25 protein-coding genes are annotated in these 26,977 nt (G+C 69.4%); 11 read left to right on the plus strand and 14 right to left on the minus strand.

All coding sequences use genetic code 11. The annotated features are described in order from the left end of the window. Positions 1 to 804 carry an SDR family NAD(P)-dependent oxidoreductase gene (locus K338_RS0107325; RefSeq protein WP_022917527.1) on the minus strand — a complete coding sequence of 268 codons (804 nt, stop codon included), beginning with the start codon at positions 802 to 804 and terminating at the stop codon, positions 1 to 3. Further along, positions 804 to 1,664, minus strand: a complete 861-nt coding sequence (locus K338_RS0107330; protein ID WP_022917528.1) for a fumarylacetoacetate hydrolase family protein — start codon at positions 1,662 to 1,664, stop codon at positions 804 to 806. The genes K338_RS0107325 and K338_RS0107330 overlap by 1 nt, the downstream gene beginning before the upstream one ends. 145 nt (positions 1,665 to 1,809) lie before the next feature. Here K338_RS0107330 and K338_RS21105 point away from each other — a divergent pair, with 145 nt between their 5' ends. Further along, positions 1,810 to 2,529 carry a FadR/GntR family transcriptional regulator gene (locus K338_RS21105; RefSeq protein ID WP_022917529.1) on the plus strand — a complete coding sequence of 240 codons (720 nt, stop codon included), beginning with the start codon at positions 1,810 to 1,812 and terminating at the stop codon, positions 2,527 to 2,529. Between the two features lie 112 nt (positions 2,530 to 2,641). Beyond that, positions 2,642 to 3,616 carry a nucleoside hydrolase gene (locus K338_RS21110; protein ID WP_022917530.1) on the plus strand — a complete coding sequence of 325 codons (975 nt, stop codon included), beginning with the start codon at positions 2,642 to 2,644 and terminating at the stop codon, positions 3,614 to 3,616. A gap of 36 nt (positions 3,617 to 3,652) precedes the next feature. On the opposite strand, the gene K338_RS24375 is transcribed toward K338_RS21110, so the two are convergent. After that, on the minus strand, positions 3,653 to 4,525 hold the full coding sequence (locus tag K338_RS24375) for a hypothetical protein (protein ID WP_022917531.1): 873 nt from the start codon (positions 4,523 to 4,525) through the stop codon (positions 3,653 to 3,655). 173 nt (positions 4,526 to 4,698) lie between these two features. Between K338_RS24375 and K338_RS0107350 the strand changes: the two genes are divergently transcribed. The 6 genes from K338_RS0107350 to K338_RS0107375 all read left to right on the plus strand — a co-directional run bounded on the left by K338_RS0107350 (position 4,699) and on the right by K338_RS0107375 (position 11,153). After that, positions 4,699 to 5,916: a sensor histidine kinase gene (locus tag K338_RS0107350; RefSeq protein ID WP_022917532.1), complete on the plus strand. Its 1,218-nt coding sequence runs from the start codon at positions 4,699 to 4,701 to the stop codon at positions 5,914 to 5,916. Between the two features lie 122 nt (positions 5,917 to 6,038). Continuing rightward, complete coding sequence (locus K338_RS0107355; RefSeq protein ID WP_040653288.1) at positions 6,039 to 7,271, plus strand: sugar ABC transporter substrate-binding protein; 1,233 nt, start codon at positions 6,039 to 6,041, stop codon at positions 7,269 to 7,271. Next, positions 7,268 to 8,230, plus strand: coding sequence for a carbohydrate ABC transporter permease (locus tag K338_RS0107360; RefSeq protein WP_022917534.1), 963 nt, complete (start codon positions 7,268 to 7,270; stop codon positions 8,228 to 8,230). The genes K338_RS0107355 and K338_RS0107360 overlap by 4 nt, the downstream gene beginning before the upstream one ends. Positions 8,231 to 8,238: 8 nt before the next feature. After that, positions 8,239 to 9,078, plus strand: a complete 840-nt coding sequence (locus K338_RS0107365) for a carbohydrate ABC transporter permease (protein ID WP_040653290.1) — start codon at positions 8,239 to 8,241, stop codon at positions 9,076 to 9,078. 28 nt (positions 9,079 to 9,106) lie between these two features. After that, entirely contained in the window at positions 9,107 to 10,399 is a 1,293-nt protein-coding gene (locus tag K338_RS0107370; RefSeq protein WP_022917536.1) for an ABC transporter ATP-binding protein, read from the plus strand. Positions 10,400 to 10,460: 61 nt separating this feature from the next. Further along, positions 10,461 to 11,153, plus strand: a complete 693-nt coding sequence (locus K338_RS0107375) for a response regulator transcription factor (RefSeq protein ID WP_022917537.1) — start codon at positions 10,461 to 10,463, stop codon at positions 11,151 to 11,153. Here the strand turns inward: K338_RS0107375 and K338_RS0107380 are convergent. Further along, positions 11,125 to 12,000 (minus strand): NAD(P)-dependent oxidoreductase, encoded by an 876-nt coding sequence (locus K338_RS0107380; RefSeq protein WP_022917538.1) that lies wholly within the window; start codon positions 11,998 to 12,000, stop codon positions 11,125 to 11,127. The two genes, K338_RS0107375 and K338_RS0107380, sit on opposite strands and share 29 nt — an antisense overlap. A gap of 127 nt (positions 12,001 to 12,127) precedes the next feature. On the opposite strand from K338_RS0107380, the gene K338_RS0107385 reads away from it, so the two are divergent. Both K338_RS0107385 and K338_RS0107390 read left to right on the plus strand, forming a co-directional pair. Beyond that, positions 12,128 to 13,177, plus strand: a complete 1,050-nt coding sequence (locus tag K338_RS0107385) for a D-2-hydroxyacid dehydrogenase (RefSeq protein WP_022917539.1) — start codon at positions 12,128 to 12,130, stop codon at positions 13,175 to 13,177. Between the two features lie 11 nt (positions 13,178 to 13,188). Beyond that, positions 13,189 to 13,995: an IclR family transcriptional regulator gene (locus K338_RS0107390; RefSeq protein ID WP_022917540.1), complete on the plus strand. Its 807-nt coding sequence runs from the start codon at positions 13,189 to 13,191 to the stop codon at positions 13,993 to 13,995. A gap of 78 nt (positions 13,996 to 14,073) precedes the next feature. Here the strand turns inward: K338_RS0107390 and K338_RS0107395 are convergent, their stop codons facing one another. The 5 genes from K338_RS0107395 to K338_RS0107415 form a co-directional block, all read right to left on the minus strand. Beyond that, complete coding sequence (locus K338_RS0107395) at positions 14,074 to 14,943, minus strand: sugar phosphate isomerase/epimerase family protein (protein WP_022917541.1); 870 nt, start codon at positions 14,941 to 14,943, stop codon at positions 14,074 to 14,076. Positions 14,944 to 14,992: 49 nt separating this feature from the next. Further along, positions 14,993 to 16,105, minus strand: coding sequence for an ABC transporter permease (locus K338_RS21120; protein ID WP_022917542.1), 1,113 nt, complete (start codon positions 16,103 to 16,105; stop codon positions 14,993 to 14,995). Then, positions 16,102 to 17,112 (minus strand): ABC transporter permease, encoded by a 1,011-nt coding sequence (locus K338_RS0107405; protein WP_022917543.1) that lies wholly within the window; start codon positions 17,110 to 17,112, stop codon positions 16,102 to 16,104. Before K338_RS0107405 ends, K338_RS21120 begins: the two co-directional genes overlap by 4 nt. Beyond that, positions 17,112 to 18,026, minus strand: a complete 915-nt coding sequence (locus K338_RS21125) for an ATP-binding cassette domain-containing protein (RefSeq protein WP_022917544.1) — start codon at positions 18,024 to 18,026, stop codon at positions 17,112 to 17,114. Before K338_RS21125 ends, K338_RS0107405 begins: the two co-directional genes overlap by 1 nt. 210 nt (positions 18,027 to 18,236) lie before the next feature. After that, entirely contained in the window at positions 18,237 to 19,970 is a 1,734-nt protein-coding gene (locus tag K338_RS0107415) for a glycerol-3-phosphate dehydrogenase/oxidase (RefSeq protein WP_022917545.1), read from the minus strand. 475 nt (positions 19,971 to 20,445) lie between these two features. On the opposite strand from K338_RS0107415, the gene K338_RS0107420 reads away from it, so the two are divergent. Next, positions 20,446 to 21,213, plus strand: a complete 768-nt coding sequence (locus tag K338_RS0107420) for a DeoR/GlpR family DNA-binding transcription regulator (RefSeq protein WP_022917546.1) — start codon at positions 20,446 to 20,448, stop codon at positions 21,211 to 21,213. A gap of 2 nt (positions 21,214 to 21,215) precedes the next feature. On the opposite strand, the gene K338_RS0107425 is transcribed toward K338_RS0107420, so the two are convergent. From K338_RS0107425 to K338_RS0107445, 5 genes are read right to left on the minus strand one after another with little or no spacing between them, the layout of a single operon-like run. After that, a complete protein-coding gene (locus K338_RS0107425) occupies positions 21,216 to 22,808 on the minus strand; it encodes an FGGY-family carbohydrate kinase (protein ID WP_022917547.1) in 1,593 nt (530 codons plus the stop codon). Positions 22,809 to 22,867: 59 nt separating this feature from the next. Then, the gene (locus tag K338_RS0107430) at positions 22,868 to 23,581 is read right to left on the minus strand and encodes a glycerophosphodiester phosphodiesterase (RefSeq protein ID WP_022917548.1); all 714 of its coding nucleotides are present in this window, start codon (positions 23,579 to 23,581) and stop codon (positions 22,868 to 22,870) included. Positions 23,582 to 23,621: 40 nt separating this feature from the next. Further along, positions 23,622 to 24,995, minus strand: a complete 1,374-nt coding sequence (locus K338_RS0107435; RefSeq protein ID WP_022917549.1) for an ABC transporter substrate-binding protein — start codon at positions 24,993 to 24,995, stop codon at positions 23,622 to 23,624. A 51-nt stretch (positions 24,996 to 25,046) separates the two neighbouring features. Next, positions 25,047 to 25,979: a carbohydrate ABC transporter permease gene (locus K338_RS0107440; protein ID WP_027286558.1), complete on the minus strand. Its 933-nt coding sequence runs from the start codon at positions 25,977 to 25,979 to the stop codon at positions 25,047 to 25,049. Further along, entirely contained in the window at positions 25,976 to 26,887 is a 912-nt protein-coding gene (locus K338_RS0107445; protein WP_022917551.1) for a carbohydrate ABC transporter permease, read from the minus strand. The genes K338_RS0107440 and K338_RS0107445 overlap by 4 nt, the downstream gene beginning before the upstream one ends. Positions 26,888 to 26,977: the final 90 nt, after the last annotated feature.

Genomic DNA, 26,977 nt, shown 5'->3' on the forward strand with positions numbered 1-26,977 from the left:
TCAGGCCGGCCGCAACCGTAGGGCGTCCATCCCGCCGTCCACCGCGAGCGTCACCCCGGAGGTGGAGCCGGCGCGCGGGCTGGCCAGGTAGGCCACCGCCTCGGCCACCTCCTCCGGCTCGACCAGCCGGCCGTGCGGCTGCCGGGCCTGCAGGGCGGCGCGCTCCGCGTCCGGGTCGTCGGCAGCATCGAGCAGCCGGTTCACCCACGGTGTGTTCGCCGTGCCCGGGCTCACGCAGTTCACGCGGATGCCTTCGCGCACGTGGTCGGCGGCCATCGCCCGGGTCAGCGCCAGCACCGCACCCTTGGACGCCGAGTACAGCGCCCGCTGCGGCAGGCCCGCGGTCGCGGCGATCGAGCTGACGTTCACGATCGCGGCGGCCGGTGAGGACCGCAGGTGCGGCAGCGCAGCCCGTGCGGTGCGCACCATGCCCATCAGGTTCACGTCCAGCACCTTCTGCCACTGCTCCTCGGTCCCGTCGGCCACCGTGCCCTGCGCCCCGATCCCGGCGTTGTTCACCAGCACGTCCAACCGGCCCCAGCGCTCGATCACCTGCTCGACGGCGGTGCTCACGCTGGTCTGGTCGCTCACGTCCGCCTGCAGCTCCAGCCAGGTCGTCTCCGCCGCCTCGGCGGCGGTGCCCGAGGGGGCCGCTACGGCGGCCCGGTCCAGGATCGCCACCCGGGCTCCGCCGTCGTGCAACCGCTGCGCGACCGCAGCGCCGATCCCGGAGGCGCCCCCGGTGACCACTGCCACCAGGGCGGCAAACTCTCCGCTGCCCGTCTGCTGTGCTGGCGCGGTCATCAGCTGACCGCCTCCGCCGAGCCCATCACCGTGCGCTGCCGGCCCAGGCCCTCGATCTCCACCTCGACCACGTCCCCGGCGGACAGGTAGGGGAACCGGCCAGAGAGCGCCACCCCCTGCGGTGTGCCGGTGAGGATCACGTCACCCGGGTCCAGCGCCAGGTACTGGCTCAGGTGCCAGACGATGTAGTCCACGTCGAAGATCATGTCCGCGGTGGTGGAGTCCTGCCGCACCTCCCCGTTCACCCAGCTGCGCAGGCGCAGGTTGTTCGGATCCACCTCGTCCGCCGTCACCAGGTACGGGCCCAGCGGGGAGAACCCCGGAGCGGACTTGCCCTTGCTCCACTGCCCACCGGAGACGGTGAGCTGGAAGTCCCGCTCGGACAGGTCGTCGGCGGTGACGAACCCGGCGATGTGCGACCGCGCCTGCTCGGGGGAGTCCAGGTAGAGCGCACGGGTGCCGATCACCACACCGAGCTCCACCTCCCAGTCGGTCTTGGTGGACCGGCGGGGGATGTCGACACCGTCGAACGGGCCGGTGAGGGTATTGGCCGCCTTGAAGAACAGGATCGGCACGTCCGGCGGCTCCGCCCCGGACTCCGCCGCGTGCGCTGCGTAGTTCTGCCCGATGCACAGGATCGAGGAAGGGCGAGCGATCGGGGAACCGACCCGCAGGTCTCCGGCGCCCGGGACCTGCGGCAGCGTGCCCGCTGCCGCAGCCTGCGCGATCGTCTGCAGGCTGGCGGGGGAGAGGTGCTCGCCGCTGATGTCGCCGACCACCGGGCGCAGGTCGAACGTGGCCTCGTCGGTGACCAGGACGGGGATCTCCTGACCCACCTCGCCGAGTCGGGCGAGCTTCATACAGCCTCCTAGCTGAGTGTGCCGGTCGGGTTGAGTGCAGCACCCACCGGCGAAGACATCGGATGTATCGGCGGCAACGCTACCTCTGCCCCGGGAAGTCGGCAACGAAGGGTCAGGATGCGGGACGCGAAGGTAGGATGATGCCGTGGCAGTGACCGATACGGCAATCACCACGATCAAGGACATGATCGTCTCCGGAGAGCTCAAACCGGGCCAGCGGCTGCCGCCGGAGAAGGAGCTCGGTGAGCGCCTCGGCCTGTCCCGGAACTCGCTGCGCGAGGCGGTGAAGTCCCTGGAGCTGATCCGGGTGCTGGACGTACGCCGCGGCGACGGGACGTACGTGACCAGCCTGCGCCCGGAGCTGCTGCTGGAGGCGATGAGCTTCGTGGTGGACCTGCACCAGGACGCCTCGGTGCTGGAGATCTTCGCGGTCCGCCGCATCCTGGAACCAGCTGCGGCCGAGCTGGCGGTGCCGCGGATCGCCGAGGCGGAGCTGGACGCCCTGGCCGCCGAGATCGACTCCCTGGGCCAGGAGACGTCGGTCGAGGCGCTGGTGGACCACGACCTGGCGTTCCACCACCGGATCACCGCGGCCGGCGGCAACGACTACCTGACCAGCCTGCTCGATGCGCTCTCCTCCTCCACCGCCCGGGCCCGGTTGTGGCGCGGGATCACCGAGGACCGGGCGGTCTCGCGCACGCTGGCCGAGCACGCGGCGATCGTGGCGGCGCTGCGCCGGCGGGACGCTGACCTGGTGCGCGCCACCCTGACCGTGCACATCGGCGGGATCGAGACCTGGCTGCGCTCCGCCGTCGACCCGGACTCTGACCCACCCTCGCCACCATCCCCACCCCACCTCCGCTGAATCCATTCAGTAGATACTTGCTGCACGGAGGCGATACCGCGGGTATCGACCGGGCGTGGTAGCTGACGACCTGGCTGGTGGCACAGCGGCGCAGATGTAGCAGGATCAGGGTGTGCGAACACCGATCATCCTGGACGTGGACACCGGTATCGACGATGCGCTGGCGCTGCTGTTCGCCGCCCGGCACCCAGAGCTGGACCTGCGCGGGATCACCTGTGTGGCCGGGAACACCTCGCTGGCGAACGTGGTAGCGAACACCTGCGCCGTGCTCGACCTGGTCGGCGCGCGGGACGTGCCGGTGGCCGCCGGTGCGCAGCGGCCACTGATCGAACCGGCGCGGGACGCCGCGCACATGCACGGCGCCGACGGGCTGGGCAACCTCGGCCTGCCGGCCAGCGACCGACCGGTGGACGCCCGGCACGCCGTGATGCTGCTGCGTGACCTGCTCACCGAAGCGCCTGAACCGATCACGCTGGTGACCCTGGCACCGATGACCAACCTCGCGCTGCTGCTGCGCACCTACCCGGAGGTGGTCGACCGGATCGCCCGGGTGGTGTTCATGGGCGGTTCGGCCTCGGTGGGCAACGCCAGCGCCGTCGCGGAGTTCAACGTCTGGCACGACCCGGAGGCTGCGGCGATCGTGCTCGGCAGCGGCCTGGAGCTGACCATGTACGGGCTGGACGTGTTCAACGAGGTGGTGGTCCCGGCGGAGGAGGTGGACCGGCTCGCCGGCGCAGGCGACCCGGTGCTGCGGGCGGCCGGGCAGCTGCTCGGCTTCCGCGCCCAGCTGGGGGAGGCCGACGAGAGCGCGCTGCGCCTGGTCGGCGACGCCGGTGCGGTGTGCGCGCTGGTGGCCCCGGAGCTGGTGCGCACCCAGCGGTGGCCGGTGCAGGTGGAGCTGGCCGGCGGTTCCCGCGGGCAGACCGTGGTGGACCGGCGCACCCGCCTCGGGGAGGACCTGGTGCACGGGCTGGCGGGCACCGGTCCGCTGGTGGACGTGGCCCTGGGCGTGGACGTCCCGGCGATGGTCGACCTGTTCCTGCGCACCCTGGCCACGCCAGGTCGTCCTGCCGAGAGTGCGCTCTAGCGCACGCTGGGCAGGACGGCCCGGGACTGGGGGTGGCTACTTCTCGGTGAAGGTCACCTCGGACAGACCAGAGATCTCGATCTCGTCACCGTCGGCCAGGGAGACCGTCACCTCGGGGACGCTGAAGCCGTCGTCCTCGCCGAGGATCTCGTTCGTCGCCGGCAGCCCCCAGTCGTCGTAGACCACGAAGTTGCCGCTCTCGCCATCGGCAGGGGTGGCCACGTAGTCGCCGGCGGCGATGTCCAGACCCACCACCCAGTCACCGGCCGACAGGGTGCTGCGCAGCTCGGTCTCCGCCGGGGTGAAGGTCACCTCGGACAGGCCGGAGATCTCCAGCTGCTCGCCATCGGTGAGGGTCGAGGTCACCGACGGCACCCCGAAGCCCACCTCGCCACCGAGGATCTCGTTGATCGCCAGCGGGTCCTCCTCGCTCGAGGCGGACAGGTTGCCGCTCTGCCCGGCGCCCGGTTCGATCACGTACCGGCCCGGTGGTACGTCCTCGCCCACGGTGAAGGTGCCGGCCCCCAGTGTGGTCTGCTCCGCAGTGGAGTTGTCCCGACCGGCGGGCTCCACCTCCTCGTCCTGGTCGCCGGCCGCTCCTGCAGCGCTGTCTCCGCTGTCGGCAGCCTCGGCGGCGGACTGGTCAGCGGCCGGTTCGGCGTCCGGGGCGGAGTCGGAGCCGCCGCTGAACGCCTTGATCGCGATCACCAGCGCGACCACGACCAGCAGTGCGGTGAGGATCTTGTGCCGGGCGAACCAGCTGCGCTTCTTCGGTTCCGGGGGCGGCACCGGCCCCTGCGGGGGGACGCTGCCGCTCTGGGCGGCACCGGCCGGTGGCTGCCCCGGTGTGGAGTAGCTCGGCGGTAGCTGCGAGTGCGTACCGCTGTGCTGCTGGTGTGGCTGAGACATGAGAACCTCCGGAGAACGGGAACGTTGGTACGGCACCCAGCCAACGCCGTCGGGCCCCTCCCGGACCTCCCCCGGACGCCTGGACCTGGTTGGCCGATCGGCGGAGGTGGCGGGCCCGGTGCCCAGCCGGTCGGTGGAGGCGCACTGTCGGTGCCCGGCCGTACAGTGCCACCGTGACCGAGCAGCTGGAACCGGTGCCGCGGCCGCCGATCTGGCGCACCGCGCTGCTCGTGCTGCTGTGCATGTTCGCGAGCCTGACCAGCTTCGTCTTCTCCGAGGTGGGTCAGGACCCGGTGCCGCTCGTCGGCATGCTCGGCATCCTCGCCGCCCTGGTGCTGCCGGTCAGCCTGTGCTGGCGCCACCGTGCCCCCCTGGCCATCACGCTGGTCGTGTCCGGCGTCGCGCTGCTGCTGCCCCTGGGCACGTCGACGGCGTTGGTCGCCCTGGTCTCGCTGCTCACCTGGCGCAGCAGTCGCTGGGAGTGGCCGGCGACGGCGGCAGTCGCCGTGGCCACGGCCGTCACCTTCGTGCGGGACGTGCTGGCCCCCTCGGCCAGTGCCGCCTTCCTGCAGACGGTCCTCGCCCCGCCGGACACACCACCGGAGGCGCTGGTGCCGTTGAGCTGGTGGGTGGTGCCGATCGCCGTCGTGCTGACCGTGGGCCCGGCAGTCGGCATCGGGCTGCTGCGCCGCGCGAACAGAACCACCCGCCTGGCGGACGCCCGGGCCGCCAGCGCCGGCCGGCAACGTGCACAGCTCGGCGACGAGCTCGCCCGCCAGCGGGAGCGGGAACGGATCGCCCGCGAGGTGCACGACGTGCTCGGCCACCGGCTGTCCCTGCTGAACCTGCACGCCGGTGCGCTGGAGGTGAACGCCCGCGACGACGCGCAGCTCGCCCAGAGCGCCGCGCTGGTGCGGGCCAGCGCCGCCCGGTCGATGGACGACCTGCGCTCCCTGCTCGCCGTGCTCCGGGAGGATCCGGATGCTGAGCCCACGATGCGGGAACCATCGCTGGCGGACCTGCCGGCGATGATCGAGGAGGCGGTGGCAGCCGGTGCACCGGTGAGCTCGTCGGTGTTCCTGGACCGGGCCGAGACCGCCGACCCTGCCCTGGCTCGCGCCGTCTACCGGGTGGTGCAGGAGCTGCTCACCAACGCGCGTAAGCACGCATCCGGTGCGCAGGTGCGACTGAGCGTGCAGGGCGGACCGGCCGAGGGCATCTGCATCGACGCCCGCAACTCGTACCTAGGCGCGGGCGCCGGCCACGGCCCCGGCCAAGGTCTGCAGGGGGTGGCTGAACGGGTCGAGCTGCTTGGCGGGCACCTCGCCTACGGTCTGGACGACGGCGGGGCTACGTTCCGGGTCACCGTCACCCTGCCCTGGCGCTGCTGATCGCTCCTGCTCCGGATGCGCACCTCAGCCAGATGGTGTTGTCTGGCTGTGATCTGATCAGCGGCGACCGGGCGCCGGGGAGGGAGAGACACGTGCGACGACCGCAGGCAGCAGTGGCCGTGATGGCCCTGGGTCTGACGCTGGGTCTGGTGGCGTGCTCCGGTGAGTCCGGTCCACCGGTGCTCACCTGGTACATCAACCCCGACGACGGTGGTCAGGAGGAGATCGCGGCGCGCTGCACCGAGGAAGCGGGCGGGGACTACCAGATCCAGACCTCGTTGCTGCCCCGGGACGCCTCGTCCCAGCGGGAGCAGCTCGCCCGCCGCCTGGCGGCCAGCGACACCTCCATCGACATCATGAGCCTGGACCCGCCGTTCATCCCGGAGATGGCCGCCGCCGGCTTCCTCGCCCCGGTGCCTGACGACCTGCAGGACACCGACGACGTGGTGCAGGGCGCCGTGGACTCAGCCACCTGGGACGACGAGCTGGTCACCGTGCCGTTCTGGGCGAACACCCAGCTGCTCTGGTACCGGGAGTCGGTGGCCGAGGAGGCCGGGCTGGACATGGACCAGCCGGTCACCTGGGAGCAGATCATGGACGCCGCCGCGGAGACCGACACCCTGCTCGGCGTGCAGGGGGCCAAGGCCGAGTCCCTGACCGTGTGGATCAACGCGCTGATCGCCTCCGCCGGTGGGGAGATCATCACCAACCCGGAGGCACCGGCCGACGAGGTGCAGCTCGGCCTGGACTCCGACGCCGGCCGGGAGGCCGCGCAGATCATGTCCCGGATCGGGCAGGAGGGACTGGCCGGGCCCGGGTTCCCCACCGCGGACGAGAACGCCTCGATGAACCTGTTCGCCGGCGACAACGGGTCGTTCATGGTGAACTGGCCGTTCGTCTACCCGGCGATCTCGGACTCCGACCCTGACCTGATCGACGACATCGGCTGGACCATCTACCCCCAGGTGGAGGAGGGCACCGAGGCGGCCACCCCGGTCGGTGGCATCAATCTCGGGGTGAGCGAGTTCTCCGAGCACGTCGACCTGGCTTATCAGGCGGTGGAGTGCATCGTCCAGCCGGAGAACCAGTCGGAGTACTTCGTGACCAACGGCAACCCACCGTCGTCGATCTCCGCCTACGACGACGAGGAGGTGGCCGAGGAGTTCCCGATGGCCGAGACGATCCGGGACTCCCTGGACCAGGGTGTGCCGCGCCCGCAGACCCCGTACTACAACGAGGTCTCCATCGGGCTGCAGGAGACCTGGCACCCACCGGCCGCCATCGATCCGGACACCACCCCGGCGAGCTCGGCCGAGTTCATCACGGCAGTGCTGCGAGACGAGAGGCTGCTATGACCACCCCGGCATCTGCGGCCGAGAAGGCCACCCCCACCAACGGCAAGCGGCGGCGCGGCAGCGACCGGTCCCGCTCGGAGGCCCGGCTGGGTTGGTACCTGGCCGGCCCGGCGTTCGTGATCATGCTGCTGGTCACGCTGTACCCGATCCTGCAGGCGCTCTGGGACTCGCTGTTCAGCCTGCGCCTGACCGCACTGGACGAGACCGAGTTCATCTGGTTCCGCAACTACCAGGTGGTGCTCGGCGACCCGGCGTTCTGGCAGTCGCTGTGGGTCACCGTGCTGATCACCGTGATCACGGTGGCCGTGGAGCTGGTGCTCGGCTTCATCCTCGCGATGGTGATGCATCGGGCGGCCACGCAGCTGCGCGGTATCGTCCGGACGGCGATCCTCGTGCCGTACGGGATCGTCACCGTGGTCTCGGCGTTCGCGTGGTTCTACGCCTTCGACATCAACTCCGGCGGCTACATCAACAACTGGTTCTCCTGGCTGCCGGGGATCACCGAGGACCTGAACTGGTTCGCTGCCCAGGGCACGTCCATGTTCGTGATCATCGCCTCGGAGATCTGGAAGACCACCCCGTTCATCTCCCTGCTGCTGCTCTCCGGGCTGGCGCAGGTGCCCGGGGAGCTGGAGGAAGCGGCCCGGGTGGACGGCGCCACCGGCGCGCAGGTGCTGCGCCGGGTGATCCTGCCGAACATGAAGGCGGCGATCATGGTCGCGGTGCTGTTCCGGGCACTGGAGGCGTTCCGGATCTTCGACAACGTCTACATCATGACCAACGGCGCCAACAACACCGAGGTGCTCTCCCTGCTCGCCTACAACACCTCGATCGGGCGGCTGGAGATCGGGCTGGGATCGGCGATCTCGGTGCTGCTGTTCCTGTGCGTGCTGATCATCGCGTTCATCGCGATCAAGGGGTTCAAGGTGGACCTGGCCGGGACGAGGGGTGATACCTGATGGGTGGCATGTCGACGAAGCAGAGGATCGGCTGGGTGGTGATCACCGTGGTCGTGCTGCTGTGGTCGTTGTTCCCGGTGGTGTCGATCCTGATGACGTCGTTCAAGACCCAGGCCGGCCTGTTCTCCGGCAAGTTCCTGCCCCCGGAGTGGACCTGGGAGAACTACGCCACGATCCTCGCCCCGGGCGGCAGCGCCCAGGACCTGTTCCTGCCCTCGCTGCGCAACTCGATCGGCATCTCGCTGATCTCCACCGTGGTGGCAGTGGTGCTCGCCACCTTCTGCGCCTACGCGATCGCCCGGCTGGACTTCCGCGGGAAGAAGCTGATCCTGACCACCGCGCTCGCGGTCTCGGTGTTCCCGGTGGTCTCCATCGTGACCCCGCTGTTCAACCTGTGGCGCTCCATCGGGCTGTACGACACCTGGCCCGGGCTGATCATCCCGTACCTGTCGTTGACGCTGCCGATCTCCATCTGGACCCTGGCGGCGTTCTTCCGGCAGATCCCCTGGGAGCTGGAGCAGGCGGCGCAGGTGGACGGCGCCACCCCGTTCCAGGCGTTCCGCAAGGCAGTGGTGCCGCTGGCCGCACCAGGGGTGTTCACCACGGCGATCATCGCGTTCTTCATCGCCTGGAACGACTTCGTCTACGGCATCTCGCTGACCTCCACGAGTGCGGCGCGCCCGGTGCCGGCGGCACTGTCGTTCTTCACCGGCGCCTCCCAGTTCGAGGAACCGACCGGCGCGATCTCCGCTGCGGCGATCGTGGTGACCGTGCCGATCGTGATCGTCGTGCTGATCTTCCAGCGCCGCATCGTCTCCGGCCTCACCCAGGGCGCCGTCAAGGGTTGAGGCCCGCTACCGATCGAAGGAGTCCCCCATGGCATCGATCAGCCTGGACCACGTGGTCAAGACCTACCCGGACGGGTTCACCGCCGTGAAGGGAGTGAGCCTGGACATCGCCGACGGCGAGTTCGTGATCTTGGTCGGCCCTTCCGGGTGTGGGAAGTCGACGCTGCTGCGGATGATCGTCGGGCTCGAGGACATCACCGACGGCGAGCTGCGGATCGGGGAGAAGGTCGTCAACGACCTCGCCCCCCGGGACCGGGACCTGGCGATGGTGTTCCAGAACTATGCGCTCTACCCGCACCTGACGGTGTACGAGAACATCGCCTTCCCGCTGCGTCTGGCCCGTGGGCAGTTCAGCGACAGCGAGGTGGACGAGCGGGTGCGGCGTGCCTCGGCGCTGCTGGAGCTCGACGAGCACCTGGAGCGCAAGCCGGCCAACCTCTCCGGCGGGCAGCGCCAGCGGGTGGCGATGGGTCGGGCGATCGTGCGCCAGGCGAAGGCGTTCCTGTTCGACGAGCCGCTCTCGAACCTGGACGCCAAGCTGCGCGGGCAGATGCGCACCGAGATCGCCCGGCTGCAACGGAACCTGGCCACCACCACGGTGTACGTCACCCACGACCAGACCGAGGCGATGACCCTCGGTGACCGGGTGGCGGTGCTGCGCCGCGGGGAGCTGCAGCAGGTGGCCAGCCCGCGCGGGCTGTACGACCAGCCGGTGAACCTGTTCGTCGCCGGGTTCATCGGTTCCCCGCCGATGAACTTCCTGCCCGGCATCGTCGAGGGAGACCGGATCCGGCTGCCGCTGGTGGACGTGCCGCTGGACGACCGGTTGCGCACTGCCGTGGGCGAGCGGGAGATCGTGATCGTCGGCATCCGCCCGGACGCCTACGAGGACGTGGACACCCTGGAACCGCACAAGGCCGAGGGCGGGGTCCGCTTCGAGGCGGACGTGGACGTGACCGAGTGGCTCGGTGAGGTGCTGTATGCCTACGTGCCGTTCGAGACCCACGACGCGGTGCGGGAGAAGCTCGCCGAGCTGGACCGTGACCTGGACGGGGAGGGGATGCGCACCCAGCTGGTGGTCACGCTGGACTCGATGAGCACCGTACGCGCCGGGGACGCTGCTGAGCTGTGGTTCCACCCGGACTCGATGCACATCTTCGATGCCGAGACCGGCGACAGCCTCACCCGGGACGAGGACCGTGCCGCCGAGCTGGAGGAGGAGGCCAAGGAGCAGCGCCGCCGCGCCCTGGAGCGGGCGAAGCGCCGGGCCGAGCGGGAGGCGCAGGCTGCTGCGGACGGTGAGGAGCGCGCCAGCGCCTGACGTTCCTCGTCCCCCGCACCGCGCGACCGCCGTCGTGGGTGCCGGCGCCTAAGATCGCAGCATGTCCACCGAGCCTCGCCCGCACCGTGTGCTGCTCGTGGACGACGACGCCATGGTCCGCACCGGTCTGCGGATGATCCTGACCAGCGCCGACGACATCGAGGTGGTCGCCGAGGCCGGTGACGGCGACGAGGTGGTCCCGGCGGTGCAGGCGCACGCCCCGGACGTGGTGCTGATGGACCTGGGCATGGCCCGCATGGACGGCATCAGCGCCACCCGGGCGGTGCGGGCGCTGCCGAACCCGCCGCAGGTGGTGGTGCTCACCTCCTGGGACCTCGACGACGCGGTGCTGCGCAGCATCGCCGCCGGCGCAGCGGGCTTCCTGCTGAAGACCGCCGGCCCGACCGAGATCATCGAGGCGGTCCGCGCCGTGGCGACCGGCGATGCCATCCTCTCCCCGCGCACCACCCGACGCCTGCTCGACCACCTTGCCAGCGACGCGGCCCAGACCGACCGACGCTCCGCCGTCGAGCTGGTGGGCCGGCTGAGCGAACGGGAACGGGACGTGGCAGCAGCGGTGGGGCACGGGCAGGGCAACGAGGAGATCGCGCGGAGCCTGTACGTCTCCGTGGCCACGGTCAAGACCCACCTGGCCTCGGCGCAGGCGAAGCTCGGGGTGGGCAACCGGGTGCAGGTAGCCGTGCTGGCCGAGCGGGCCGGGCTGCTCAGCGCTCCTCGACGAACTTCCGGGTGACCGACATGTCCAGATCACCCAGGCCGTTCTCGACCAGCTCGGTGAACGCTGCGCGCAGCGCCGGCAGCAGCGCCGCGTTCGTGCCGGTCACCTCGGCGACGTCGGTGGCGAAGGTGAGGTCCTTGACCATGTACTTGGCCATCCCGGAGGCGGAGTACTCGCCGTCGACCACCTTCCGGTGCCGGGACCGCAGCAGCGTGCTGCCGGCGTAGCCGCCGCCGAGCAGGGTCCACATCTGCTCCAGGTCCAGACCGGAGCGCTCCGCCAGCACGCTGGCCTCTCCGATCGCCAGGATCGTGGCCGCGACCACCATCTGGTTGCACGCCTTGGCCACCTCACCGGCACCGAGGGGACCCAGGTGCACCGGGTTGCCGCACGGGGCGAGCAGCTCACCAGCCAGTGCGGCGTCCTCCTCGGTGCCGCCGACCATGATCGACAGCGTGCCCGCCTCGGCACCGTCCTGGCCGCCGGAGACCGGGCAGTCCAGCACCCGCACCCGGTCACCGCTGGCCGCCCGGAGCCGCTGGTCCAGCTCCCGTACCCCGGTGGCCGAGGAGGTGGACCCGATCATCACCAGCAGGTCACCGGCCTCGGCGAGCAGCCCGTCCGGACCGTCCAGCACCTCCTCCACCTCCGGCAGGTCCGGCAGCATGAGCAGCACTGCGTCCGCGGCGGCGCCGACCTCGCGCGGCGTGCTCGCCCACGTGGCGCCGGCGGTGACCAGGTCGGGCTTCTCCCGCCGGGAGCTGATCACCACGTGCTTGCCGGCTTCGAGCAGGCGGCGGGTCATCGGCGCCCCCATGGCGCCGAGACCGAGGACTCCGATGGTGGGCTGCTGGGGGTCCATGATCTCTCCTGATCGTTCCGGGTGGGCGGGACTGCCGGCCATCCTACCGGCTGGCCAATATCTCGGACAGCGTCCAACCAGGTGGAAGGAGGCTAGGATCGGACCAGTCTCGATCGAAGGAGGAACGGTGCCGGAGAAGCTGCGCGTCGTGGTGGCGCTGGACCTGGCCGAAGAGCTCTGCGCCCGGATCGAGGAGATCGAGCCGCGCTGCGAGGTGGTCCGCGACCACCGGCTCTACCACCCGCAGCGGGTGGTCGCCGACTGGAGCGGCGACCCTGAGCACCGGCGTACGCACGAGGAGCAGGCCGCCTTCGAGGGGATGGTGGACTCCGCCGACGCGCTGTTCGGTGTGCCGGACGTGGACGCCGCCGCGCTCGCGCGCACTGTGGCCGCCAACCCGAGGCTGCGCTGGGTCCACACCACGGCGGCCGGCGGCGGTGGGCAGGTGCGTGCGGCGAACCTGGGCGCTGAGGCGCTGCAGCGCGTCACCTTCACCACCAGCGCCGGGGTGCACGGGGTGCCGCTGGCCGAGTTCGCCCTGTTCGGGGTGCTCGCCGGGGCCAAGGACCTGCCGCGGCTGCAGCAGCAGAAGGCCGACCGCACCTGGACCGGTCGCTGGGAGATGCGCCAGCTGGACGAGCTCACCGTGCTGGTGGTCGGGCTCGGCGGGATCGGCCGCGCCGCGGCCGCGAAGTTCGCCGCCCTGGGTGCCACCGTCTGGGGCACCACCCGGAGCGGGGAAGAGGTCGACGGCGTGGCTCGCCTGGTCCCGATCGAGGACCTGGTCTCGGTGATGGGGGACGTCGATGCGCTCGTGGTGACCCTGCCCGGCACGGACCGGACCGAGGGGCTCATCGACGACGAGGTGTTCTCCGCAGCCAAGCCGGGGCTGATCGTGACCAACGTGGGCCGCGGGAGCGTGATCGACGAGCCGGCGCTGGTGCGCGCCCTGGACAACGGTCAGGTGTCCTTCGCCGCACTGGACGTGTTCGCCACCGAACCACTGCCGGCCGACAGCCGGCTGTGGGAGCACCCGAACGTCGTGGTCAGCCCGCACACTGCCGCACTGAACCACAGCGAGCCGGAGCGGATCGTGCGGCTGTTCGCCGAGAACGCCACCCGGTTGCTGGACGGCCGCCCGCTGCGCAACGTGGTGGACACCGTCGAGTTCTACTGAGACCGGCGACGATGGCAACCGGCCAGGGCCGCGACGGGGCGCACGAGTCCGGGCTGCACCGTGACCCGGCTCCGGCGGTCACCCGCAGCCTGCGCATCCTCGGGCTGCTCGCCGATTCCAGCGGGACGGCACTCACCCTCTCCGACATCGCCCGGGCGCTGGGCCTGGCGAAGTCCTCCACGGCGAACCTGTGCCTGGCCCTGGAGCAGGGGGAGATGATCCAGCGCACTGCGGAGGGCTACCGGTTGGGTCGCCGCACTGCTGAGCTCGGCGGTGCGTACGCGCTGGGGTTCAACCAGGTGCGGGAGTTCTTCGACGTGTGCGCCGCCTCCCCGGCGCTCGCCGGCCAGGTGGTGCAGATCGCCATGCTGGACGGCGCCGACGTGCTGTACCTGGCCCGCCACGAAGGCCGGGCACCGTACAGTCTCGGCACCCCGATCGGCTCCCGCCTGCCCGCGGCGCTCAGCGCCACCGGCAACGCCATCCTGGCCACCATGGACGAGCAGCAGGTCGCCGACCTGCTCGCCGGTGAGCAGGTCCGCGCGGTGGCCGAACCGGCCCCGCGGCACCTGGACGACCTGCTCGCCCGGGTGCGAGAGGTACGCCAGCGAGGCTACGCCGTCGACCGTGGGGAGTCCTTCGCCGGCGTCATCGGGGTGGCGGTGCCGTTGACGCCTTGGTCGCCCAGCGATCCGCTGCTGGCCATCGGGGCAGCCCTGCCGGCCGAGGGCACCGACGAGCCGACGGTGCACGAGGTCGCGGCAGCCCTGCAGGAGGCAGCCCGGCAGCTGACCAACCCGCTCGCCGTGCGCGCCTGATCCCCACCCGCGAACGCTCCCCTTCGCGGCGACACGCCGGGCGCGGGCCGCGAAGCAGGGCGTTCGTGATCAGGTGGGTCAGTGCATGGCGATGGTCTGCACGGCCCGCAGGTGATCCCGGATGAACCGGTTCGCATGGGCGGCCAGGTCGTCGGAGTCGACCCACAGGTTTCGCCAGATACCCAACGTGTTGGACAACGAGGCGCTCACGACTGCGCTCGAGAAGGATTCGAACACGATCGGCCCGTCGAACCCCGATCGCGCCAGCGCGCGGAAGGCGCTGTCGAAGTCCACTGTGCCGGTGCCCAGGTAGCCCCTGTGGCTCTCGCCGATGTGGAAGTAGCGCAACCGGTCGCCGGCGTCGAGAATCGGTTCGAGCATCCCGGACTCCTCGATGTTCATGTGGTAGGTGTCCAGGTGCAGATGCACGTTCTCGTGGCCCACCTCCGCCAGGAAGTCCAGACCAGCGCGGGCAGTGTTGGCGATGTTGGTCTCGTACCGGTTCACGATCTCCAGGGACAGCTCCACGCCCGCGTTCGCAGCCGCGTCCCCGAGGCGGCGCAGTGCGGCCGCGGCGGTCGCACGGTTCCTTGGCGTGGCCGGAGTCAGGTACTTCTGCATCGCGGAGTAGATCACCCCGCACAACGCCGTACCCCCGGCCTCGGCGACGACGTCGATCGCCCGCAGCAGCAGGTCCTCACCGCGGCGCGAGGTCGCCTCGTCCTGGCTGGACAGGTCGGTCTGCGCCGACAAGCCCAGTGACGCGGTCATGGCTAGACCGTGCTCGTCCAAGACCCGCCGCACCTGCGCACCGTCGAAGGTGTGCGGGTCCATCAGTGGAACCTCGAGCAGGTCGAAGCCCGCGGCGCGCGCGCCGTGTGCGGCTCGGACGAGTCCTGCTTCGTCGAAGACGCCGGTGAAGACCAGACCATGGACACCGATCTGCATGGTGACCTCCTTGTGGAGTGCCGGTCGAGGCGTGCAGCCGCGAGCCGGGTTATTGAGGGTTGGTGGTGGTAGGCACGGGCAGGGTGGGGCCGTCCGCCCCAGATCCACGTCTGCGCAGCCGGGTGGGCAGGGCGTCGACGAGCGAGGCCCCGAGAAGCACCACTGCCAGAGCCAGGAACTGCAGCTGTGTTCCTGCGTTCCCGGGGACGACGATCAAGATCGAGGCATTCAGCCAGACGATCAGCAGTGCGGCCAGGAGCACACCGCTGAGCCGCCCGATGCCACCGGTGATGGCCACGCCGCCGAGCACTGCGATCGTGATAGCCGGCAGGGCCATACCGGCTCCGCTGGTGCCGGCGTCCGGTCGGGCCGAGGCGAACTGTGCCACGGTGTAGATCGCGACCAGACCGCTGACCAGGCCGGAGGCGACGAACGCGAGCAGCTGCGTGCGGCGAGTCTGGATACCTGCCCACTGTGCCGCGGTCGTGTTCGTACCGATGGCGTACAGCGACCGCCCGTACGTGGTGCGGTTCAGCAGCAGCCAGGCAACCACTGCCACCGGGAGGACGAAGGTGAACATCCCGAGCGGCACCAGCGGGAAGTACTGACCGATCACAGGCAGCTCGATCGAGTCCGCAGCGGAGTACAGCCCAGCGATCCGCGCACCGGAGATCGGGCTCGCACCGGTGATCACCAGAGCGATCGACTGGTAGGCGTAGTACGTCGCGAGCGTGGTGATCAACGCCGGATAGCCAAAATAGGCAGTGAGCACACCGTTCACACCGCCGAGCAGCATGCTTGCCAGCAGCGCCACCACGACTGCCGAGGCCAGGGACCAGCCTGCGTTCACATACAGGATCCCGAAGATCATGCCGACGACGGAGACCATCGATCCGACCGACAGGTCGATGCTGCCCCGGCCAGTGGTGATCACGAACAGCTCAGCGAGCGCAAGCAGTGCCAACGGCACGTAGTTGATCAGCGAGCTGGCCAGGTAGTCGGAGTTGAACGACCCGGTGGTGACACCTACCGAGTCCAGGATGGTCATCCCGATCAGCAGCACCAGGATCAACGCCAGCAGCAGCACGTTGCGGTCACGGAGGCCACCGCCCTCAGTCCACCGCCGGATCTGTGCAGCCAGGCTGCGGTGACGTGCGCTCATGGTGCTCTCCTCGCACGTTCCCGGAGCAGGTCTGTCCCCACGGCGATGATGATGAACAGTCCGACGAAGAGGAATGCCAGCTGGGACGGCCAACCCAGCTGGGTGACACCGGAGCGCACCGACTGCACCAGGAGGGCGCCCAGCAGGGTGCCGACCACAGAACCGCGACCGCCCATGATCGACGTGCCTCCGATGACGACGGCCGCGATGACCTCGAGCTCCTTGCCCTGACCGACCGACTGGTCCAGTGTCGAGGTGCCCGTGGCGATGGTGATGCAGGCGGAGAGACCGACCATCACTCCGGTGAGCGCGTAGACCCAGACCAGTCGAGGTCGGACCGCGATACCTGCCAGCCGGGCTGCTTCCTGGTCGCCGCCGATCGCATAGAGGTTTCGTCCGGGCCTGGTGTAGCGCAGGAACCACCAGGCCGCCGCGACAGCGACCACGGCGATGGCGAACGAGTGTGGGACCCCGAAGGTGGAACCGGCCGCGCCACGTCCGAACACGCTCAGCGTGCCGGGGATGCCGTTGACCGTCGAGGAGTCGAACACCCGGTAGCCGATGTAGAGGAACAGGTTCCAGGTGCCGAAGGTGATGATGATCGGGTGTACCCGCCCGTAGGCGACCAGCACCCCGTTGACCGTCCCGAGCAGCGCCCCGACCGCCATCGCGACCAGCACTGCGGGCAGGAGCGGAAGGTTCACCGTCACCAACAGCTTCGCAGTGATCACGGCGCAGACCATGATCATCCCGGCGATGGAGACGTCGATCCCCGCTGTGATGATCACGAACGTCATGCCGATCCCCATCAGCGCTACTGGGGCGACCGCCACGAGCAAGGGGCCGATCGATCCTAGGGTGAGGAAGGACGGGGTGAACAGACCCAGCAGCACCCAGAGCACTGCGACCACCACGAGGAGCACGACCTCCTGACCGGTGACTACCGGCGGGAGGATGCGTCCGATCGCCTGGCGGCCCGCGGAAGGATCGGTCTCGGTGGCAGTCATCAGCTCTCCTCTCCGACCTGACCGGCGGCGATGGCCAGGACCTCTGCCTGGCTCGCCGTGGGTGGCAGCTCGGCGGTGATCGCTCCCGCGCGGAAGATGAGGATCCGGTCGGAGATCCGCAGTACCTCACCCAGGTCCGTGGTGATCACCAGCACGGCGGCACCCTCGTTCGCGAGGTCGGAGACGATCTGGTGGATCTCCTCCTTCGCGCCGACGTCCACCCCCTGGGTGGGTTCGGCGAGTACCAGCACCTCCGGTTGTTCCACCAGCTGCCGGGCGAGCACCACCTTCTGCGCGTTCCCGCCGGACATCGACCGCACCGGCACTCGCTCGCTCGGGGTCTTGATCGCCAGCCGGTCGATCAGCCGGCGGGCGATCGAGCGTTCTGCCCTGGGGCTGACCCAGCCGGGGAGCCGGGAGAGCAGGTTCAAGGAGCCGATGCCGATGTTGAAGGCGATCGACTGGAACGAGAAGGTGCCCTGCTGCGACCGGTTCGCCGGCACCATCCGGATGCCACGTTGCTTCGCGTGCGCAGGGGACCGCACTGCCCGTGTGCTCGTGCCGATGCGGACCGTGCCGCTGGCGCTCTTGCGGAGACCGTAGATCACGTCTCCGACCTCGGCGGCCCCGGAGCCGACCAGCCCGTACAGTCCGACGATCTCGCCCCGGTGCACCGTGAGGCTGACATCCTGGAAAGCCCCGTCCAGGGTGAGCTGTTCCAGGACCAGCATCGGCTCCCCGGCGGCTGCGGCACTGCGCACCCCCTCGGCAAGCTCACCGCCGACCATGCGTTCTGCGATGACCCGGACGCTCAGGTTCTCGATCGGGTCGCACGAGACGGTCTGACCATCGCGCATGATCGTGACCTGGTCGGCGATCTCGAAGAGCTCGTCCAGGCGGTGCGAGATGTACACGATCGAGACGCCGTCGCTGGCCAGCCGACGGATGACGTCGAAGAGGACGTCGATCTCGTTCTGAGTCAGGATCGCACTGGGCTCATCGAGGATGAGGATGCGGGCGTTCTCCAGGAGCGCCTTGGCGATGGAGACGAGCCCGCGAACGCTCCCCTTTGCGGCGACACGCCGGGCGCGGGCCGCGAAGCAGGGCGTTCGTGATCAGGTGGGTCAGTCCTCCAGGGGCACCAGCGGCACGAGGTCCTCGACCACCTGCCGGGCGGCCTCGGCCTCCGCGTCGGTGAGGGTGCTCAGCGCAACCTCCTCGGCCTCGGCGGCGGCGGTGTAGGAGGCGATCTCCTTCCGGGTCGTTTCCTCGTCCCAGCCGAGCAGGGGAGCCACGATCCCGGCGATCTCCTCCAGCGCACCCACTCCCCGGTCGCGCTGCTCGTAGAACAACCGGATCCGGCGCATCACCACGTCCTCCAGGTGCAGCGCACCCTCGTGCGTCACCGCCATCACCACCTCCGCGCGCAGGTACGCGGGCGCGGCTGCCAGCGGCTCGCCCAGCTCCGGGTCGTCGTCCACCAGGTCGGTGATCACGCTGAGGTCCGAACCGTACCGGCCGAGCAGGTGCTCCATCCGGGCGCGGTCCCAGCCGTACTTCGCCGCGATGCGTGGTGCCTGCCGGGTCAGCGCCTTCAGCCGCGGCGCCCCGACCAGCGGCGTCTCCGGGGTCACCGACGGGTTTGCCTTCGCCCGCACCTCCCCGAGCGCGTGGTCCACGGCATGCTCGGCCATCAGCCGGTAGGAGGTGAGCTTGCCTCCGGAGATCACCGTCAGCCCCGGCGCCGGCTCGACGATCACGTGGTCGCGGGACACCTTCGTGGAGGACCCGCCGTCGGTCGCGGGCTGCACCAGCGGCCGTAGCCCGGCGTACACCCCGATCAGGTCGTCGAACGTGAGGTCGGAGGAGAGCACGTCGTTGGCGTGCTCCAGGATGTAGTCCACGTCCGCCCGGGTGGCCACCGGGTGCAGCCGGTCCTGCTCCCAGGGGGTGTCGGTGGTGCCGATGATCCAGTACCGCTGCCACGGGATGATGAACAGCACCGACTTCTCCGTGCGCAGGAACAGACCGGTGTCGCCCTGGATCCGCTCCTTCGGGATCACCACGTGGATGCCCTTGGACGCCAGCACCTTCAGTCCTTCCTGCCCGTCGGCCAGCGCCTCGGTGGACTCGGTCCACACCCCGGTCGCGTTGATCACGTGCCGGGCGTGGATGGTGTGCCGCTGCCCGGTCTCCAGGTCCACGACCTCGGCGCCGGTGACCCGCCCGCCGGGCCCGTTGACGAAGTCCACCACCTGGGTGCGGGAGGCCGCGTGCGCCCCGAACGACTGCGCAGTGCGCACCAGCGTCATCACCAGCCGGGCGTCGTCCACGCGCGCGTCGTAGAACTCGATGCCGCCGACCAGCTTGTCCCGGCGCACGTCCGGGAAGAGCTTGCGCACCCCGTCCCGGGAGAGGTGCTTCTGCGTGGGCACCGCCTTGCCGCGCATGCCGACCACCGCCATCGCGTCATACAGCCCGATGCCCAGCGCGCTGTAGATGCGCTCGATCACCGGCTGCTTCAGCGGCCAGATGAACGGCTGCGCCTTGACCAGGTGTGGGGCGGTCCTGGTGAGCAGGATGCCGCGCTCGCGCAGCCCCTCCGCCACCAGCTTCAGGTCCAGCTGGTACAGGTAGCGCACCCCGCCGTGCACCAGCTTGGAGGACCAGGAGGAGGTGCCTGCGGCCCAGTCCTGCATGTCCACGATGCCGGTGCGCAGCCCGCGGGTGACGGAGTCCAGCACGATGCCGGCACCGGTCACCCCGCCACCGACCACCAGGACGTCGAGCGGCTCCTCGCCACTCATCGCGGCCAGGGCCTCGGTGCGGGTCTGGGTTGTCAACGCTGAACTGGCCACGGTCTCTCCTGTGCATTGCCCGACGGCGGAACTTGCCTTGCTCTCATCTCTGATCGTCCCGCGGGGCGCACTGACGTGCAATCACAGTGCACGAACGTGCGCTGGCGGTCATTGTCCGTGGGCAGACTGTCCAAGCGCGCCGTGGACCGTGGTCGCGGCGAGCTCCAGGGTGCGCAGCCGGTCGTCGGGGGAGGGGCTCAGGGCAGTGGCCGAGGGCGGCGCGGCGGGCGGGCAGCACCCGCGGCACCGTCACCAGCGAGCGCACTGCCACCGGGTGAGCGACCGCAGGCTCCGGTGGCGGCGGTGCCGGACGCCAGCCGTGGGACAGCGCCCAGGTCTCCAGCGCGGCCGCGATGCCGCCGACCGGCGCACCTGCTGCGATACCGTGGAGTCTTCAGGATGCCGCAGCGAAGGGGACGCGTCGATGACCGCACCAGGGTCTGGTCGGCACGTCTCCGCCCGTAACCGAGCGAGGATGGAACGGCAGCAGACGATCGCCGCCTACGTGCTCGCCAAAGGGGTGGCCACCCCGAACGAGCTGACCGAGGTGGCCGGCGCGAGCCTGATGACCGTGCACCGGGACCTCGACGAGCTGGCCCGCCGCGGGCTGCTGCGCAAGTTTCACGGCGGGGTCTCTGCCCAGCCCTCCTCGGTGTTCGAGAGCAGCTCGGCCTACCGGCTGAATGTGCAGTCTGAGCACAAGGAAGCGCTCGCGGCCGAGGCGCTGAAACGGATCGAGTCTGGGATGTCCATCATGTTGGACACGTCCTCCACCAACGTCTTTCTGGCGCGGCTGATTGCACGCCGTGAGATGGAGCTGACGGTGCTGACGAACTACCTGCCGATCCTGCAGACGCTGCGCAACAGCGAGGGCGTGGACCTGATCATGATCGGCGGGAAGTTCAATCCGAACCACGATGCGTTCTTCGGTATGGACGCCGTCGCCATGACCGAATCGCTGCACGTCAACCTCGCTGTGCTCAGCACGTCAGCGATGACAGCGGAACGGACCTTTCACCAGGACCAGGACATTGTGACCATGAAGCGAGCGATGATGGCTGCAGCGGACCGGCGCATCCTGCTGATGGACCCGACGAAGATCGAGCGCACCGCGCTGCACCGGCTGGCCCCGAGCGGCGCGTTCGACGAGCTGCTGCTCACCGACCCTGGCGACACCGAATTCAGCCGCGCCGTTGCCGAGCACGTGCCGACTGTGCTGGTACCGCTGCGGGGCGACCGGTAGAACTAGTCGGACGGTGCCGGGTGCTCAGCAGAGCCGATGTGCGCGGCGAGCGCGTGCATCGATTCCCGTATCTGCGGGAAGGCCTCGATGTACCGGTCCACGAAGAAGCGGTACTGCTCGTGCCGCTGGGCATCGGGCTCGATCGTCTCGGCCGGGTGCACCATCGCCGCCGCAGCTTCCGGCACCGAACCGTAGAGCCCTGCACCGGTGGCGGCGAAGATGCCCGCCCCCAGCACCGTCGCCTCACCCTCCCGGGTCAACGTGATCGGGACACCCAGCACATCGGCGTGCATCTGCATCCACGGACGGCTCCGGCTGACCCCACCGCAGGCCACGATCTCGTCGATCTGGTGCCCGGCTGTGGCGATCACCCGGCGGATGTGCTCAGTGCCGTAGCAGACGCCTTCCTGGATGGCCCGGAAGACGTGCTCGGGACCGTGGTGCAGGCTCAACCCCCAGATCATCCCGCGTGCCTGGCCGTCGCAGTACGGTGTGCGGTTGCCCTGGAAGTACTCGTTCACCACGACGCCGTCCGCTCCCGGGGGCAGTGCGCGGGCACGTTCGGTGAGCAGGTCGTAGGCGTTCTGGCCGGACCGGTCTGCCTCGGCCACGACGTCCCGGGCGAAGTTGTCCTTGAACCACTTGAGTACCGAGCCGGTGGAGGACTGCCCGCCCTCCAGCGTGTAGCTGCCCGGCAGCACCGAGTCGGTGAACGCACCGAGGAACCCCGGTCCGGTCACCGGCCGGTCGGTCAGCCCGGTGAACACGTGCGAGGAGCCGGTGATCAACGCCATCGTGCCGGGGGCCAGGACGTTCAGACCGACCTGGCCGGACCAGGCGTCGATCGCCCCCTCGGCCACCGGCAGGCCCGGGGCCAGACCGAGATCCTCGGCAGCGGCGGAGGTCAGCTCACCGACCTGCACCCCCAGGTCCAGCACCTGCTCAGGAAGCTTGGCAAAGACGTCACCGACACCGACGGCCTGGTACAGGTCGACCGGCCACCCACCGCGGTCCCGGTCGTAGTACATGCGGTGAGCCGCGGTGTTGATGTTCGTCGTCCACCGTCCGGTGAGGCGGTAGGTGATCCAGTCGACGGCGTCCACCAGGTAGGCCGCCTGGTGGTAGGTCTCCGGTTCGTTCTCCTTCAACCATGCGGCCTTGAACGGGTACCACTCGGCGCTCGCGGGCATGGTGCCGCCCCCGGAGCAGCGCCGGGTGTCGGCGTCGAGCTCGTCGGCACGCCGGGCCTGGTCGACCGCCCGCACGTCCATCCACATGATCGCTGGCCGCAGCGGTGAACCGTCTCGGTCGGCCGCCACCAGGGTGAGCGAGGTCGCATCACAGGCCAACCCGACGACCGCCCCGGGCATCACGCCACCCTCCTGCATCGCGCGGCGGGTGGCCTGACCGGCTGCGGCCCACCAGTCCCGAGGGTCCTGCTCGGCCCAGCCGGACCTGGGGTAGCGGGTGGCGTAGGTGCCGGCGGCGGCAGCAAGGATGGTGCCGGTGGCGTCGATCAGCGCAGCCCGGCAGCTCTCGGTCCCGAAGTCCAGGCCGAGGACGAGCGGTCCTGCGGAGCGGTTGTCGATGGCCACCAACCCCTTCCTTCCTGCTCAGCGCCGCGCTGCTGTGCAGCATGCGGCCGATGGTGCGGTCAGCCGACCGGGACCAGTCCCTCGTCGGTCACCCGGAAGCCGGCCTCGGCCACGATCCGTGGGTCGTCGGTGGTGAACCCGTCGGCGTCCAGCGCCACCGCCCGGCGCACCTGGTCGGGCGTGTCCACCGGCCACACGTCCACACGGAAGCCACGGTCGTGCGCCTGCCGGACGAACTCCGCTGTGACGGCAGCCAGGCCCACCAGCACCCGTCCGGCGCCGAGCTCGGCGGCCCGGTCGAGCACGGCGCCGGAGGCATCCTTGCTGATCAGTCCCACGCACACGTCCGGGAGGAGCTGGACCAGCCGGCCGACGCTGCCTTCGTCGAACGAGGTGGGCGCCAACCGTGCGATCGCCTCCGGACGGTCCCGCAGCACCGCCATCATCGGGTCGATCGCTCGCGGGTCCTTGATCTCCACCTGCAGCGACCCGGTGGTGGCGTCGAGCACCTCGGCGAAGGTGGGGACCTGTGCGCCGTCGCCGGCGTCCAGCCCGCGGACCTGCTCGAAGGTGAGCTCGGAGACCAGCCCGGTGCCGTCGGTGGTGCGGTCCACCGAGGCGTCGTGGATCACCACGACCTGACCGTCGCGGGTCGCCCGCAGGTCTAGCTCGAGCTCGTTCACCCCGATCTCCAGGGCTGCGCGGAACGAGGGCAGGGTGTTCTCGGGGACCAGGGTGCAGGCGCCCCGGTGGCCGACGACAAACGTGTTCACATCTACTCCGGTATCGGATGGTCGGGACGGCCGGCCGGGATCAGCCGTACCACTGCTCGTAGCTGTCCTGGATCTGCTCGGCACCATCGCGCAGACTGTCAGCGACCCCGTCGAACGTCGACTGCACGTCGGTGCTCTGGGCGGAGAGGATCTCCTGGATCCCGCTGATGATGGTGCTCGTGCTGTCGGTGACGAAGGTGCGTACCGCGTCGGTCGGCTCGGAGATCTCGAGCTGGTCCGCGGCAGCGGAGAAGTTCGGGTCCTCGGCCAGGACGTCGGCGAGCTCTGGTTCGTTCACCGCTTCGGTGACTACCGGCAGGTACCCCGTGCCCAGGGTCCAGGCGGCCGCGTTCTCCGGGCTGCCGAGGAACTTCAGCACCTCGAACGCAGCATCCTTGCGCTCCTGCGGCACACCCTTGAGCAGGGACCAGCCGTTGCCGCCGGTGGGCACACCGGTGGTCACCTGGCTGGGCAGGAACGCGGCACCGACCTCGAAGTCGGCCTCCTCGTAGATCCCGCGCAGCGACGCGGTGGAACCAACGGTTGTGGCCACCACACCTGCGCCGAAGTCGGTGGTCGGGCTCTGGGAGAGGTAGCCGAACTCGTCCTCGAAGATGAACTCCTGTGCCCAGTTGCCGGCGTCGACGGCGCCCTGCTGGTCGATCTGGATGTCCAGTCCCTCAGAGATCCGGCCGCCGAACTGCCAGATCATCGCCATGAACGGCCAGTCGTCGCTGGGGTTGAAAGCATGTACGCCGATCGGTTTGCCAGCTGCCTGCACCTCTCGCAGTGCCGGGCCCCACTCGCGCAGCTCGTCCCAGGTCTCCGGGCCTCGGTCGGGCAGCCCGGCCTCGGCGAAGACGTCCTTGTTGTAGTACATCAGCGGGGTGGACCGCCCGTAGGAGAGCCAGTAGGTGCTGCCGTTGACCACACCTTCGTTGTACAGGGTCTCGACGTAGTTGCTGCCGTTGAACTCGTCGTCGAAGTAGTCGTCCAGCGGCTCGAGCACGTCGTTGAGGAGGAACCGGGCCCACCAGGTGTCGGCGAACATCATGATGTCCGGGACGCTCCCGGCCTGCAGGGCGGCCGTCAGCTTCGGTCCGGACTCCTCGTAGCCGCCCTGGAACTGCACCTCGGCGTAGATGTCCTCCTGGGAGTCGTTGAACTTCGTGACCAGCTCCTGGAGCACATCGCCGTTGTGGCCGCCGGTGGCGCTCCACATGACGATGTTCATCTCCCGGTCGGCGTACTTGGCTGGTGCGTTGAAGTCGACTTGGCCGAGCTCGGAGTCGCCGGTGTTCGCGCCACCGGCGCAGGAGGCCAGCAGCGGCGCGCTGAGGCCAGCGGCGCCGAGGCCGAGGAAGGCCCTGCGACTAGGGAGGGCGAGCGGTGAGCGCAGGTTTCGGGGGTTCACGTGAGCGTCCTTTCGCAATGGGTGATCAGGTGTGGAGGAGAGCGCCGCGCGTCAGCCCTTGACGGCTCCGGCGGTGAGTCCGCGGGCGATGTGCCGTTGGGTGAACAGGAACAGGATGAGCATGGGCAGGGCGACGATGACCGTGCCGGCCATGATCGCGCCCCAGTTGGTGTAGCCCTCGGTGGAGCGCAGGTACAGCAGGCCGATCGGCAGCGTGCGCATCTCGACGGTGTTGGTGACGATCAGTGGCCAGATGAAGTCGTTCCACATGTCCACCACCGCGATCACACCGACCGTGACCAGCATCGGCTTGCACATCGGCAGGACCACCTGGAAGAGCATGCGAAAGTGACCGGCGCCGTCAACCTTGGCTGCCTCGTTGATCTCCTTGGGCAGGGTCATCATGTACTGCCGGAGCAGGAACATGCCGAAGATGGAGCCGGAGCTCGGCAGGATCAGCCCCATGTAGGTGTTGATCCAGTTGAGGTTCGCGATCGTGATGTAGTTGACGATCAGAGTGACGTTGTTCGGCACCATCAGTGACCCGAGCATGAACAGGAAGAGCACGTTCTTCAGCGGGAAGCGCAGGTGGGTGAACGCGTAGGCCGTGAACGTGGCGTTCATCAGCTTCAACGAGGCGCCGATGCTGGTGACGATCAGTGAGTTGACCAGGAAGTTGTTGAACGGCGCCGCACGCCAGGCCTCGCCGAAGTTTTCCACGACCAGGGGCCACGGGAACCAGTCCGGCGGGAACTGGTAGATGGCGGAGTTGTCCTTCACTGCCGAGGAGAAGACCCAGTACAGCGGCACGATGAACGTGGCTGCAGCGACTGCCAGGGCGATGTAGAGCAGGATCTTGCGCAGCGTGGAGTCCCGCATCGGACCGCCGGGCTTGCGCCGCGGGGTACGTGGGGCGGAGGCGGGGGACGGCGATGGTGCTGGGGTGTTCCGGCCGTGCGGTTGCGTCTGGGTGTCTGCGCTCATTGGTAGTGGACCTTGCGTTGCGAGTAGGCGTTCTGCAGGGCCGTGAGGGCCAGGAGGATGAAGAAGAGGACGACTGCTGCTGCGGCTCCGCCACCGGCGTCGGAGGCCTTGAAGGCGCGTTCGTACACGAACCAGGACAGCGTGGTGGTCGCGATGCCTGGTCCGCCGTTGGTCATCACCGCGATCAGGTCATAGGCCTGGAACGTGCCGATCATGGTGATCACCATGACGAAGAAGGTGACCGGGGAGAGCAGGGGCAGCGTGATCCGCCGGAAGATGGTCCACCGGCCGGCGCCATCGATGCGGGCTGCCTCGTCGTACTCCTCCGGCAGCCCCTGCAGTCCAGCCAGGTAGACGATGGCGACGAAGCCGGTGCCCTTCCACAGGTAGGCGATGATCAGCGCAGGCATCGCCCAGGCGGAGTCCGTGGTCCAGTGCGGCGAGCTGGCTCCGAACCAGGAGAAGACCACGCGGGAGAGGCCATAGTTCGGGTCGAAGATGAACAGCCAGAGGGTGGCGACTGCGGCACCGCTGATCACGTACGGCGCGAAGGCAGCAGTGCGGACGATCCCGCGCAGGTGCAGCTTCTGGTTGATCAGCACGGCGAGCGCGAGCCCGATCAGCACGCTGCCGATCACCACAAAACCACCAAACACCAGAGTGTTCAGCAGCACCTGGTGGAACTGCGAGCTGGTGAACAGGTTGATGTAGTTCTTCAGACCAACCCAGACCGGCGACCCGGAGATCATGTTCCACCGCGTCATCGACAGATAGGCGTTGTACAGCACCGGCCAGTACTCGAAGGTGAGCACCATGGCGATGTTGGGCAGGATCAGCAGCGCGAACACCCCGTACTCGCGTCGGTTGCGTCTGCGGCGCCCGCGCCGGCGCTCGATCGGATCCGGCATCCCGGGACCGTCCCCTCGAGGAGCGGAGATCACATCTTGGTGAGCCAACGGACCTGCCTTCCTTGCCAGCGATCCCGTCCCACCGGTGGG

It is taken from the genome of Ruania albidiflava DSM 18029 (assembly GCF_000421225.1).
Lineage (GTDB): Bacteria > Actinomycetota > Actinomycetes > Actinomycetales > Beutenbergiaceae > Ruania > Ruania albidiflava.